The organism is Pseudoduganella sp. LjRoot289 (genome assembly GCF_964252925.1).
In the GTDB taxonomy this organism is placed as follows: Bacteria; Pseudomonadota; Gammaproteobacteria; order Burkholderiales; family Burkholderiaceae_D; genus Rugamonas.
Genome location: NZ_CAXUPN020000001.1, coordinates 4,133,584 through 4,145,960, shown reverse-complemented (window position 1 = coordinate 4,145,960; position 12,377 = coordinate 4,133,584). Strand labels below are relative to the sequence as shown.

At 65.5% G+C, this 12,377-nt stretch carries 14 protein-coding genes; 5 read left to right on the top strand and 9 right to left on the bottom strand.

Features of this window, described 5'->3' with window-relative positions; genetic code table 11:
• Nucleotides 1-5 precede the first annotated feature (5 nt).
• Nucleotides 6-893 carry a TraB/GumN family protein gene (locus ACSQ8Y_RS17730; protein WP_436267753.1) on the top strand — a complete coding sequence of 296 codons (888 nt, stop codon included), beginning with the start codon at nt 6-8 and terminating at the stop codon, nt 891-893.
• Nucleotides 894-929: 36 nt separating this feature from the next.
• Here the strand turns inward: ACSQ8Y_RS17730 and ACSQ8Y_RS17725 are convergent, their stop codons facing one another.
• Nucleotides 930-1,436 (bottom strand): hypothetical protein, encoded by a 507-nt coding sequence (locus ACSQ8Y_RS17725; protein WP_436267752.1) that lies wholly within the window; start codon nt 1,434-1,436, stop codon nt 930-932.
• A 152-nt stretch (nt 1,437-1,588) separates the two neighbouring features.
• Here ACSQ8Y_RS17725 and ACSQ8Y_RS17720 point away from each other — a divergent pair, with 152 nt between their 5' ends.
• Nucleotides 1,589-1,894 (top strand): hypothetical protein, encoded by a 306-nt coding sequence (locus tag ACSQ8Y_RS17720; RefSeq protein ID WP_436267751.1) that lies wholly within the window; start codon nt 1,589-1,591, stop codon nt 1,892-1,894.
• Here the strand turns inward: ACSQ8Y_RS17720 and ACSQ8Y_RS17715 are convergent.
• From ACSQ8Y_RS17715 to ACSQ8Y_RS17705, 3 genes are all read right to left on the bottom strand, one after another.
• Nucleotides 1,891-2,286 (bottom strand): VanZ family protein, encoded by a 396-nt coding sequence (locus ACSQ8Y_RS17715; protein WP_436267750.1) that lies wholly within the window; start codon nt 2,284-2,286, stop codon nt 1,891-1,893. The genes ACSQ8Y_RS17720 and ACSQ8Y_RS17715 overlap by 4 nt on opposite strands.
• 192 nt (nt 2,287-2,478) lie before the next feature.
• Nucleotides 2,479-3,723 (bottom strand): YbfB/YjiJ family MFS transporter, encoded by a 1,245-nt coding sequence (locus ACSQ8Y_RS17710; protein WP_436267749.1) that lies wholly within the window; start codon nt 3,721-3,723, stop codon nt 2,479-2,481.
• A 271-nt stretch (nt 3,724-3,994) separates the two neighbouring features.
• A complete protein-coding gene (locus ACSQ8Y_RS17705; protein WP_436267748.1) occupies nt 3,995-4,759 on the bottom strand; it encodes an SDR family NAD(P)-dependent oxidoreductase in 765 nt (254 codons plus the stop codon).
• A 112-nt stretch (nt 4,760-4,871) separates the two neighbouring features.
• Between ACSQ8Y_RS17705 and pyrF the strand changes: the two genes are divergently transcribed.
• Complete coding sequence (gene pyrF / locus ACSQ8Y_RS17700) at nt 4,872-5,699, top strand: orotidine-5'-phosphate decarboxylase (RefSeq protein ID WP_436267747.1); 828 nt, start codon at nt 4,872-4,874, stop codon at nt 5,697-5,699.
• A 76-nt stretch (nt 5,700-5,775) separates the two neighbouring features.
• Here pyrF and sbcB read toward each other — a convergent pair whose 3' ends face one another.
• Entirely contained in the window at nt 5,776-7,224 is a 1,449-nt protein-coding gene (gene sbcB / locus ACSQ8Y_RS17695) for an exodeoxyribonuclease I (protein WP_436267746.1), read from the bottom strand.
• Between the two features lie 84 nt (nt 7,225-7,308).
• Here sbcB and ACSQ8Y_RS17690 point away from each other — a divergent pair, with 84 nt between their 5' ends.
• Nucleotides 7,309-7,878 (top strand): DUF5610 domain-containing protein, encoded by a 570-nt coding sequence (locus ACSQ8Y_RS17690; protein ID WP_436267745.1) that lies wholly within the window; start codon nt 7,309-7,311, stop codon nt 7,876-7,878.
• A 64-nt stretch (nt 7,879-7,942) separates the two neighbouring features.
• Here ACSQ8Y_RS17690 and ACSQ8Y_RS17685 read toward each other — a convergent pair whose 3' ends face one another.
• Nucleotides 7,943-8,926, bottom strand: coding sequence for a GGDEF domain-containing protein (locus ACSQ8Y_RS17685; protein WP_436267744.1), 984 nt, complete (start codon nt 8,924-8,926; stop codon nt 7,943-7,945).
• A 146-nt stretch (nt 8,927-9,072) separates the two neighbouring features.
• On the opposite strand from ACSQ8Y_RS17685, the gene ACSQ8Y_RS17680 reads away from it, so the two are divergent.
• The gene (locus tag ACSQ8Y_RS17680) at nt 9,073-9,852 is read left to right on the top strand and encodes a helical backbone metal receptor (RefSeq protein ID WP_436267743.1); all 780 of its coding nucleotides are present in this window, start codon (nt 9,073-9,075) and stop codon (nt 9,850-9,852) included.
• A gap of 45 nt (nt 9,853-9,897) precedes the next feature.
• Here ACSQ8Y_RS17680 and ACSQ8Y_RS17675 read toward each other — a convergent pair whose 3' ends face one another.
• The 3 genes from ACSQ8Y_RS17675 to ACSQ8Y_RS17665 all read right to left on the bottom strand — a co-directional run bounded on the left by ACSQ8Y_RS17675 (nt 9,898) and on the right by ACSQ8Y_RS17665 (nt 12,299).
• Entirely contained in the window at nt 9,898-10,269 is a 372-nt protein-coding gene (locus ACSQ8Y_RS17675) for an HPF/RaiA family ribosome-associated protein (protein ID WP_436267742.1), read from the bottom strand.
• 103 nt (nt 10,270-10,372) lie between these two features.
• Complete coding sequence (locus tag ACSQ8Y_RS17670; RefSeq protein WP_436267741.1) at nt 10,373-11,029, bottom strand: DUF1345 domain-containing protein; 657 nt, start codon at nt 11,027-11,029, stop codon at nt 10,373-10,375.
• Between the two features lie 16 nt (nt 11,030-11,045).
• The gene (locus ACSQ8Y_RS17665; protein ID WP_436267740.1) at nt 11,046-12,299 is read right to left on the bottom strand and encodes an MFS transporter; all 1,254 of its coding nucleotides are present in this window, start codon (nt 12,297-12,299) and stop codon (nt 11,046-11,048) included.
• Nucleotides 12,300-12,377 lie beyond the last annotated feature (78 nt).

Below are 12,377 nucleotides of genomic sequence, written 5' to 3'. Positions count from 1 at the left end.
TCAGCATGGACATGAGCATCAATCTGCAGCCATCCGGCGGCGCGGCGGCCGTCGTGATGGAGCAGGCCGTGCCGCGCCGTGGCGCGCTGTTCAAAGTGCGGCACGACGGCCGCACCAGCTATCTGTTCGGCACCGTGCACGCGGGCAAGCAGGGCTACTACCCGCTGGAACCGGAAGTGACGCGCGCGCTGGCCGACTCCAACGCGCTGGTGCTGGAACTGGATGTGCGCGCCAACGGCGAGTTCCAGGAAGCGCTGGCGCGGCATGCGCGCTATCCGCAGGGCGACTCCATCCGCAACCACCTGTCGCCGGCCACGCTGAAGCTGGTGGAAGCGGCGCTGCTCAAGACCGGCAATACGCTAGACAGCATGGCCCAGTACAAGCCATGGCTGGTGGCGAACTTCCTGGTGGGCGCGGAAATTGAACGCCACGGCTATGCGCGCAGCAATGGCGTGGAGCAGTTTTTGCTGAAAGCCGCCGTGCAGCAGCGCAAGCCTCTGCGCGAACTGGAAAGCGCGGACTACCAGCTGGGCCTGTTCAGTGCGATGGACGACGCGCAGCAGGAAACCTATCTGCTGGAGAATATGGCTGAACTGGCGAGCGGCGTGTCGCTGCAGAAGACCGCCAGCCTGATCGACGCCTGGAGCAAGGCCGATGCGCCCGGCATCAACGCGGCCTGGCAATCCATGGTCAGCGGCGACAGCGTGTCGGCCGCCTTTATGGACCGCACGCTGCTCGGCAAGCGCAACCCCGAGATGGCCGCCTCGATCGAAAACATCATGAAGGCGGACCAGACCGCATTCGTCGGCGTCGGCTTGCTGCACTTGCTGGGCGAGCAGGGCGTACCGGAACTGCTGCGCCAGCGCGGCTACCAGGTCGAGCAGATTTACTGAGGCGCAGGCTGCGCCTCGCCGGTCGCGTCTCGCGTCCTACTGCGACTCGCGTTGCACCATGCCGTTGGCATAGCGTACCCGGTCACCCGCCTTATAGCCTGGCATGCTTTCAGCCAATACCGTTTGTATGGTGCCGTCGTCCAGCCGCAGCGTGACGCGGTAGACCTTGTCGGTGGGCGAGCCCATCGAACCGCCGGCCGCCGCCGCGCCGGTTGCCAGGCCCATCGACGTCGCATCCTGCCGTGTGATCTGATCGATGGTCTGCACCGTTCCCATGGAACCGGCGGTGCTGGCGCTGCTGCCGCTGCTGCTGCTCGTGTTGGAAGCGCTGCTGCCCGCCTGCTCCGAGCTGGCTGCGGATGAGCTGCTCGGGGAAGTCATGCCGGACCCGGTGCTGCCCGTGCCGGAGCCGGACGTGGAGGTGCCGCTGCTGCCCGAGGTGCTGCTGCTGCCATAGTCGCTGCTTGCACTGCTTCCGCTTTCAGATGCGCAGCCTGCCAGTGCGAGCAGCGCGGCCGCCAATACAATACTCGTTTTCTTCATGATGATCTCCCATATGCGAGCGTACGCCCGAATTTGTTGGAGCTTCCATTACACCAGCCGTTCCCTCAGAAGCGCGCGCGCTTGACGTACGTCAAATAGTCCGCTGGTCGGCCCGGCCATAATTGCGTGTCAGAAACTCATAGGAAAAGGCTATGTACAAACGCAGGACGGACAAGGTCATCGATGATTTGATTGCAGCTACCTGCGGGCAGCAGTCGGGATTGCAGCAGCGTTTCGTGTTCGCGCAAGCGCTGCAGGGCCTGGTGCGGCTGGCCAAGGCCGAGCAGCTGCTCGAAATTCGGCTGGACACCGAGCGCGCCGTCGGGAATTCAGCCTGTTCCGGTCAAAAGCGGCAGACGCGCGCCATACTGCGCAAGATCGGCATGGACGTGAGGAGCCGCCAGCGCGAACTGGAGTTTGGCCAGCAATGCCAGGAAGGGCCGGACGATGCCGTTTAGACGGCGACCTTGTGGCGGCTCCACAGCAGCCACATGACGCTGGCCGTGGCCAGGGCGGAGGCGGTGTCCACCGCCCAGTCGGACAGCGCGCCATGGCGGTAGGGCAGGAAACTTTGCACCAGTTCGTCGAGTGCGCCCATGGCCATGACGGTCAGTACCGCCTTGATGGCGCGCCAAGCCGCGTTGCCGTTGCCGCCGGTGAACAAGAGGAAGGTCAGGCCAGCATAGGCCAGCGAGTGCAGCACCAGGCCGGACGCAACCTGGCCGATGTCGCTGCGGGCGCCGGGAATGGAACCCAGCACCAATATCATCAGGTAAAGCACCAGCGCCGTGCGGTAGCGCAGGTTGGCGTGGGCGGAGGTGAGGACCACTTGTTGAAGTAATGAACGCATAGGCGCAAGAATAGCACGCGGCAAAAAAAATGCCCGCTGATAAAAGCGGGCGCAAAACCCTGTTCCGGGTCAAGAGAGCAGTAATCGGGTGGTGCGCGCTAGGCGCACCTTTCTGTTGCCACGCATATCGGTTGCATGTGCAGCAGATGGAAACAAGTTTATATTGCCGATATGACGCCAGCGTGACAAAACTCAAGAGTCCCCGGGAAAATTCTTTTGTGCGGATTGGCGCGATGCCAGCAGCGCCCCGGCGAACAGCGCCAGCGCCGAAAAGATCAGGCCGCGCTGCAGGCCGCCCGGACCGTCCGCGATCCAGCCGATCACCGTGGGGCCGACTATCTGGCCCAGCGCGAACGCGGTCGTGAACGCGCTGATGCCGGACGACCACGCGTGCGGCGGCAGGTTGTGGCGCACCAGCGCCGTGGTGGAGGCGACCACCGACAGAAAAATCCCCCCGAACAGCAAACCCGAAGCGAACACCAGCAAGGGCGCGGCCGTCAAGGCGGGCAGCATGGTCGCCAGGCCCAGCAGCCCGTTCAGTATGGCCATGGACTGGCCGCCCTTGTAGCGGTCCAGCATGGGCGCCCAGATGCGCGACGATGCCATCACGGCCAGGCCCAGCATCGAGTAAAACACGGTGATGGTACCGGCCGCCATGCCTTGCTCCTTGAGCAAGGCGATCACGAACGTCATGTAGCCGATATAGCCGACGCCGAACATGAAATAGCCGGCCAATCCATAGAGGAATGCCCGGGGCCGGAATTGGCCGTGCGCGCCGGGCGCGGAGGGCGCGCCGCCGACGCGGCGGGCCGGCGGCGCCATCGCCACCGTCGCCAGCAGGCAGGCCGCGCCAAGCGCGACCCAGGCCCACTGCCAGGCGTGCGCCGCGCCGCGGGCCTGGGCGGCGGCCAGCGCGAGCGGGACTAGAAGCGCCGACAGCACGATGCCGAAGCCGGTGCCGCCGTAGTAGATGCCGATCAGCAGGCCGGCCCGCTCCGGGTGCAGCAAACTCAGGCGCGCGGCCAGCACGCCGCCGGCAATAAAGATGAAGGCGCTGGCGATGCCGGCCAGCACGCGTTGCGCAATCAGCAGATCGGCGTCGACCACGAAGCCGGACAGCATCATGAACAGGCCGGCCAGCAGCGCGCCGCCGACCAGGGCGGTCTGCGCGCCGCAGCGCCGCATGAGGACGGGAGTGAGGAGGGCGCCGATGAAATAACCAAAGGCGTTGCCTGTATTCATGGTACCGGACAGCAGGTAGGACCAGTCCAGGTCGGCGCGCATGGGCGGCAGCAGCAGGGCATAGGAGAACCGCGACAGCCCGAGCGAAATCGCCGCGCCCAGGGAGAGCGCAAACGCCGTTAAAAACGGCCGGCGCGCGGCCAGCGATTGCGGGCCGGCTTCAAGGCCCAGCGGTGTTTCCCAAGCACTGGCCATTGCATTCTCCGCGCGTCAGATCCCTCATTTTATAGAGATGCCAACTTTGCGTACACGCAAATTGCGCATGCCGGTCATGCGTGGCAGTCATGGACGTTCAGGCGGACAAAATTACGCGGACAAATTGCACGGACAAAAAAAAGCCCGCTGGTAAAAGCGGGCTTAAGACTATTATCTTGGAGGAGAATAGTGGAGACAGATGCATTATGCTGCACTGCCACATATATGTCTAATTTTCGTTTTCAATATCAGACATAAGATTTTCGTATAACTAGTCCTTGACCGGCACCGTGTAGTTGAGCGCCATGCGGCCGCCGTCGACGAACAGGGTCTGGCCTGTCATATAGGTGGCGTCGTCGCTGGCTAGGAAGGCGGCGATGGAGGCGACTTCCTCCGGTTCGCCGCAGCGGCCTAGCGGTGTGCGCGACAGGATGGTGTGGCGCGCTTCCGGGCTGCCCAGCACGGCTTTCTTGGCCAGTTCGGTCAGGATGGTGCCGGGGCCGATGCCGTTGACGCGGATGCCGTACGGTGCCAGGTTCAGCGCGGTGACCTTGGTCAGCTGGTTGATGGCGCCCTTGGACACCACGTAGGGTACCTGGTCGGGGATGGCCAGTTCCGAGTTCACGCTCGACATATTGATGATGCAGCCGCTCTGCTGCTTCACCATCTCGCGCGCCACGGCCTGGCTGCACAGGAACATGGATTTCAGGTTGATGCGCATCACGCGGTCGAAGTCGTCCTCGGTGATGTCGAGGAAGTTGGCCTTGTGGGTGACGCCGGCGTTGTTGATCAGGATGTCGATGCGGCCGAACACGGCCATGGTCTCGGCCACGAGCGCGTCCACGTCGGCCTTCTGGCTGACGTCGGCGGCGAAGAAGCGGGCCTGGTCGCCCAGCGCCTCGGCCGCCTGCAAGCCTTCCGGCTTGATATCGACCAGCATGACGTTGGCGCCTTCGGCGATCAGCCGTTGCGCGCACGCCAGTCCGATGCCTTGTGTGGCGCCGGTGACGATGGCTACTTTTTGGGATAGTTTCATGTAGGCTTCCTGTTTGCGGTGATGGGCGAATTCTACTCCAGGCACGCCGGCCCGGAAGGGCTGGCAGCGCCAAGTTATAATCACGGGTTCGCATTTATACCGGAGGGAAGTCGTGAATTTTATCAACAAGCTCAATGCCGCCTGGACGGCCAACGACTCTCTGCTGTGCGTGGGGCTGGACCCGGACATGGCCAAGCTGCCGCCGCAGTTCCAGCAAGACCCCAACGGCATCTTCAATTTCTGCAAAGAGATCATCGACGCGACTGCCGACCTGGCGTGCTCCTTCAAGCCGCAGATCGCCTATTTCGCCGCCCTGGGCGCCGAGCGCCAACTGGAAGAGATCTGCGCCTATGCGCGCGCCAATTACCCGCACATCCCGCTGATCCTGGACGCCAAGCGCGGCGACATCGGCGCAACCGCGCGCCAGTACGCGCGCGAGGCGTACGAGCGCTACGGCGCGGACGCGGTGACCGTGAATCCCTACATGGGGTCCGATTCGGTGGAGCCCTACATGGAATGGGCCGAGCGCGGCGTCATCATTTTGTGCCGCACCTCGAACGCCGGCGGCTCGGACTTGCAGTTCCTGAACGTGGACGGCAAGCCGCTGTACCAGTACGTGGCGCGCCTGGTGGCGCAGAAGTGGAATACCAACGGCCAATGCGCGCTGGTGGTGGGAGCGACCTTCCCCGAAGAACTGGCGCAGGTGCGCGCCATCATCGGCGACATGCCGCTGCTGGTGCCGGGCGTCGGCGCGCAGGGCGGGGATGTGGAGGCGACCGTGAAGTCGGGCCGCAGCGCCAATGGCACGGGCATGATGATCAACTCGTCGCGCGCCATCCTGTACGCGGCGCAGCAGACCGGCGAAGACTTCGCCATGGCCGCGCGCCGCGTCGCCCTTGAAACCCGCGACGCGATCAATCTGTACCGCTTAGCCAGCTGAGCCGCATCCGGGGTCAGGCCCCGGGGGGCAGGCCCCCAATGCGGCTCAGCTGCATCTTGGCGGAAATGCTGTCGGCTCAGTAGCGCTGCGGGGCGACCAGTTCGACGTAGTCGTACAGCGCGCCGAGGATCTCCTCGCCGCGCTCGTCGGCCGTTTCCTGCAAGTGGTCGATCTCGCCGAACAGCTGGTCCACCGTGCGCGCGCCGGCAGCGCCGTCGAACAGGCGTGCGGCGCGGTGCGCTTCCCAATGCTCGGCTTCCTGCTCCGACAAGGTCTGCGGGAAGTTGCGCGCGCGGTAGCGGAACACCAGTTCGCCCAGGCGCGCGTCGTCGAAGGGCGGCGTCATCATGGCCAGCTTGGCCGGCGTTTCCTTGCGCATGGCATCGAGCAGGCGGCGGTCGTCCTTGCCGATGAAGCCGCCGTACAAATCCTCGTCCACATCGGTCTCCTCGGCCGCGCCGGCGCGGTGGTAGACCTGGGCCCACAGCGCGCCCAGGTCCGGCCCGGCCGCCGCCGTCTGCGCATGGCGCCTGGCCTGCTCGACGTCCAGGCCCCAGCGCGCGGCCATGGCCGGCGACAAGGTCTTCAAGTTCGACACCAGCATCGGCGACTTGTTCAGGTGCACGCTCTTGATCGGCAGCCGCGTCACGCCTTCCGGCAGCTCGCTGCTGCGCGTAAACATGCGCAGGCGCACGGTGTCGGCATCCAGCCCGTACAGCTCGCTCGGATCGTAGCTGCAGTCCCAGACGATGATCTCGTTCTTGTTGGTCGGATGCGTCCCCAGCGGCCACACCAGGCCGATGCAGCCGCGCTCGGCCGGGAACATGCCGGACACGTGCAGGAAGGGCTGGCGCAGCGCCGGCGCCAGGTGCATGCCGATCTCGTCGGCCACGCGGTCCTTCTTGTGCAGCGCGAAGCAGAAGTCGAACAGCTTCGGTTGTTTCTGCTTGATCAGGCGGGCCAGCGCGATGGTGGCGCGCACGTCGGACAGCGCGTCGTGCGCCGCCTCGTGCAGCAGGCCGTTGGCGGCCGCCAGGTGCTCCAGGCGGAAGCTGGGCTTGCCGTCCTCGCGCAGCGGCCATTCGATGCCTTCCGGGCGCAGCGCATAGGTCATGCGCACCACGTCCAGCAAGTCCCAGCGCCCGCACTGGTTCTGCCATTCGCGCGCGTACGGGTCGATCAGGTTGCGCCAGAACATGAAGCGTGTCACTTCGTCATCGAAACGGATGGTGTTGTAGCCGACGCCTATGGTGCCCGGCTGCGAGAAGGCGTGCTCGATGGTGGCGGCGAACTTGTGCTCGGGCACGCCCCGTTCCAGGCACTGCTGCGGCGTGATGCCGGTGATCAGGCAGGACACCGGGTCGGGCAGGAAGTCGGGCGCCGGCTGGCAGTACAGCATGATAGGCTCGCCGATCTCGTTCAGCTCGGCATCGGTGCGGATGGCGGCGAACTGGGCGGGCCGGTCGCGGCGCGGCTGGGCGCCGAAGGTCTCGTAGTCGTGCCAAAGAAAGGTTTGCTGGCTCATGGATGCTCTTTATCAAGGTTGCGGCTACAGTTCGCCGCATTATGGCCGATATGATAAAGGGGAATGGCGAAAACGAGGAGAGCGATGATGGTAAATCCCACTTCACTGAAATCCGGCGGCAAGGCGGCCGAGACGCCGGGCGCGGACGGCACCGCCCGCAGCGGGGCGGTTGCTGCGCCGCCGCGCGTGCAAGCCAGGCAGCAGCTCAACACCGCCATCGTGCAGGCGTCGATGTCGGTGGCGATCAGCTCCGGCAACGAGCCGCTGGCGCTGCTCTACAAATCGGCGCTGACCGGGATCAACGAGGCGCTGGCGCCGGACTTCGGGCCGGATGCGATCCAGAACGCGGCCGGGCAGGACAATAACCCCGAAGGCACGGCGGGGCGCATCGTGTCGCTCAGTACGGCGTTTTTCGACGCTTTCAAGGCCCAGCACAAGGGCGAGGACGACGATGCCGTCGTGCAGAAGTTCCTCGACACCATACAGGGCGGCGTGGACCAGGGCTTCGAGGAGGCGCGCGGCATGCTCGACGGCCTGCAGGTGCTGCAGGGCGATATTTCCAGCAATATCGACAAGACCTACGAGCTGGTGAAGCAGGGCTTGCAGGATTTCGCGGCGGACCGCAGGGCGGGTGGGGTGGGTGGGGCGGGTTAGCGGGAACCGCGTAAACCGCCAGCGTACCGGCGTCGCCTGTATTTGGCGGGTTACGCGTTCCGCTCTACGAAAACAAGGTTTCCTGCACCGCAACGCGGTTGCGGCCGCCGTCCTTGGCGCGGTACAGGGCGGCGTCGGCGGTGGCGATCAGGCTGTGGTCGTCCTGCCCGGGCAGCAGGCTGGCCACGCCCAGCGAGGCGGTGATGTGCGGCAAGGGCATGCGCATGTCGCCGAACACCACCGCCTGGCGGATGCGCTCGCACAGGCGTTCCGCCACCACCACGGCCACCTTGTCGCTGGTGTCCGGCAGCAGCACCATCATTTCCTCGCCGCCGTAGCGCACCGCGCAATCGGACGGGCGCAGGGCGCCGCTCAGCACCTGGGCCGCCGTGCGCAGGGCCTGGTCGCCGCCCAGATGGCCGTGGCTGTCGTTGAATTTCTTGAAGTGGTCGAGGTCTATCATGATCAGCGACAGCGGCTTGCCGGCACCGTGCGCGCTGGCCACCATCTCCGGCAGCAGGTCGTTCAGCCAGGCGCGGTTGTACAAGCCGGTCAGGCCGTCTATCATCGACATCTGGCGGTAGAACTCGCCCAGCTTCTGGCGCCGGCGCAGTTGCGCGTTGGCGGCGCGGATGCGGAAGGACAGCAGGCGCAGCAGGTTGCGCGCCACGCCGTTGGACTCGTCGATCAGCTTCCACACGATCTGCGCCTCGACCACCAGCAATTGGCTGCTCTCCAGCGCCGTCATCGACGACAGGTTGGCTTCCTCGTCGAGCACCGACTGTTCGCCCACGCTTTCGCCCGGCAGCACCTTGCTGACGGTGCCGTCGGCCATGCCGGTGCGGGTGTCCGCAGTCACCGACAGCGCGCCGCTCAGCACGATGTACAGCCGCGCGCGGCTGGTGTCGGTGATCGATTGGCCAAGCTCCAGCTGCACCACGGGGCAGTTGGACAGGTAGCGCGCCGCCAGCGCGGCGTCCGAATCGCGGAACAGCTGCAAGTCGTCGATCCGGTAGGCGGAGGCGCCAAAAGTGCTGATCTGCTTCAAGATAAGGTCCAGGGGAAAAGAGTGGATACTGTGAGGCAAATCATAGCGCAATCCCGCCCGGCGACAAACCAGGGCCGGGTTCGCTGGCGCTGCGGGCCTGCCTTGTGTTTCAATACGGCGACGAATCACCTTTTCTCTTTTGCCTGATGAACCATATTGACGCCCTGGGGCGGCCGCACCCCGCCGACAGCCGGGCCCGCATTGTGTCGCTGGTGCCCTCCATCACCGAACTGCTGTGCGAACTCGGCCTGGCCGGGCAGCTGGTGGGGCGCACCGGCTTTTGCATCCATCCGGCCGCAGTGGTGCGCGATATCGCCAAGGTGGGCGGCACCAAGGACGTCAACCTGAAGAAGATAGGCGCGCTGGCGCCAAGCCACGTCATCGTCAATATCGACGAAAACGAGAAGCCGGCCGCCGATGCGCTGGCCGAATTCGTGCCGCACGTGGTGGTGACCCATCCGCTGGCGCCGCGCGACAACCTGGCGCTGGCGCGGCTGATGGGCGGCATCTTCTGCGCCGAAGAAAAAGCCGAGGCCTGGTGCGCCGCGTTCGAAGCCGAGTACGCGGCGCTGAAGGCAATGGCAAAAGCGCCGCCGCAAACCGTGCTGTACTGCATCTGGCAAGACCCGTGGATGAGTGTTTCGGCCGACACCTACATCGCCCGCATGCTCGCCGAGATCGGCTGGAGCGTGCCGCAGCTGGGCGCCGGGCGCTACCCGAAGTTCGACTGGACGCCGGAACTGGTGGCGGGGATAGACCAGGTCTTGCTGTCGTCGGAACCCTACCGTTTCACGGAGGAGCACGTGGACGCGCTGGAACGCCAGATCGGCAAACCGGTGCAACTGGTGGATGGGGAGATGATGTCCTGGTACGGCAGCCGCGCGCTGCAGGGGCTGGGCTACCTGCGCCGGCTGGCGCAGCGCTAGCGGGCTAGCGGCTGGCGGGCCGGCGTCCTGTGGTGGGAGGTACTGCTATTCGCTGGTTTCTTCGTCGGCCACTTCATCGGCCGCCAGCGGGGCGGTGGCATGGCGCTTGTCGGACAGACGGCCCAGGGCGCTGTCGATGGCGCGCCTGAGTTTGTCGGCGGCGCCGCTGATGGCCTGGTGCAGGGTGGCGGCATGGGCGCTGACGGCGATGGGCTGATAGCCGGTCACGCGCGCTTCCATAAGGCAACGATTGTCGCCGTCGACCGATTTCTGGCTGTTGTTGTCGCTCAGGTGGACTTCGACGCGGGTGATTTGCTCCGCAAAGCGGCTGATGGCTGCGGTGACGACGGTTTGCACATGCTCATCCAGGCTTGCATGGTGTTCGATGGTCTTGTCGGTGTTGACTTTGATCTGCATATACAGCTCCCGTTTGTTCATCAATGCGTACCGGGTACGCGAGTCCATATTACTCCTTTTGGCGGTGCTTGCCAGCACATTGCCGCATGGTACTTAGTAATCTTTAATTATTCATCAAGCCAGCTGCAATATTGACGGACAGGCCCAATATGAACAGGTTGAAGAAGAAGCTCAGCACGGACTGGCCCAGCACCAGTCTGCGCAGCCTGGCGCTGCGCACGCAGACATCCGAGGTCTGCGCGGCGACCGCGATGGTGAAGGCGAAATACAGGAAATCCCAATAGTCGGGCTCGTGGTGTTCGCCGGGGAATTGCAGCGGGCGGGCGTTGGGCGTGGTCTGGTAGTACAGGTGGGCGTAGTGGAAGCAGAACAGCAGGCCGACCAGGAACCAGGAACCGATCAGGGTCAGCCCCACCAGCGCGTAGGAGAGGCCGTTGTCGGCCAGCGCCTTGCCGCGCAGGGCGGACAGCTCGGACACGATGGCAAGCAGGCTGATCACCGCCGCCACGCACAGCACGGCCAGGATCACCGGCGCCTTCTCGTCCTCCCGCGCCGCCACCCGTTTCACCTTGCGGTGGTCTGCCCGCATCATCATCCAGCCCATGGTCAGCAGGTAGGCCCACACCGCCATATCCCAGCTGGCCAGGATGCGGGTGGTCAGCCGCCAGGCGTCGGGCAGCATGGGCGCGCTCAGCGCGCCCAGCGCGACGGCCAGGCTCAGGTGGGGGCGGGTGTGTATCAGGGCCGGGAACAGTTTCATCCGGCCATGATACCTCTCAGGCCGCTTTGGACTGCGCTTCGCGTTCGGCGTGCGGGAAGCGGTCCATGCGCGAGAGCACCGGGAACAGCACGCTCCACAAGCCGGTGACGGCCAGCGTGGCGGCGCCGCCGAAGATCACCGCGCGCACCAGGCCGAACCAGCCGGCGGTGACGCCGGATTCGAATTCGCCCAGCTCGTTGGAGGCGCCGATGAAGACCGAGTTGACGGCGCTGACGCGGCCGCGGATGGCATCGGGCGTCTCGTACTGCACCAGCAGGTGGCGCACGTAGACGCTGATCATGTCGCCCGCGCCCATCAGCAGCAGCGCCAGCAGCGCGAGCAGGAAGCTGGTGGTCGAGCCGAGCAGCACGGTGCAGGCGCCGAACAGCGCCACGCCGCCGAACATCCACAAGCCGACGCGGCGCGTGATGGGGAAAAAGGCCAGCGCTACCGAGCACAGCGCTGCGCCGACGCCGGGCGCGGTGCGCAGCAGGCCCAGGCCGCTCGGCCCGACATGCAGCACGTCGGCCGCCAGCGCGGGCAGCAGGGCGGTGGCGCCGCCGAACAGCACGGCGAACAGATCGAGCGAGATCGCGCCCAGCACGATGGGGCGCGACATCACGAAGCGCAGGCCTTCGAGCACGCTGTGCCAGGTGGGCGGCTCCTTGCTCACCGCCTGCGGTGCGGCCCTGGTCAGGCAGATCAGCGCGACCGACATCACCAGCAGCGCGGACGCGGCCAGGAACACGGTGGTGGCGCCGTAGAAATACAGCAGGCCGCCCAGCGTGGGGCCGAGGATGACGGCGATGTGGAAAGAGGACGAACTGAGCGCGACGGCCTTGCTGAAGTCCTCGGCCGGCACCATGTTCACCAGCACGGCCTGGGTGGCCGGCATCATGAAGGCGCGCGCGCTGCCGAACAGCGTGAGGATGAGGAACACGGGCCAGACGATGGCAAGCCCGGTCAAGGTAAAGGCCAGCAGCAGCAGGCCGCACAGCAGTTGCGCGGCCAGGCAGAAGGCGATGATGTTGCGGCGGTTGTAGCGGTCGGCCACGTGGCCGGCGGGCAGGATGAGCAGCAGGAAGGGCGCGAACTGCGCCAGGCCGATCAGGCCCAGGTCGAACAGATTGCCGGTCAGCGCATACACATGCCAGCCGATGGCCACGTGCTGCATCTGCACGGCCAGCGTGCCGAGGATGCGGGCCGACAAATAGAAAGCGAAATTGCGGTGCTTGAGGACGGAGAAACCGTTCGGGGCGGAGGCGGACATGGCGGCAATGGCTGGGCGGGTAGCCCATCATTGTGCCAGATGCCCGGCAACTTCGCTGCCGCGTCGTCCTCGCGCATG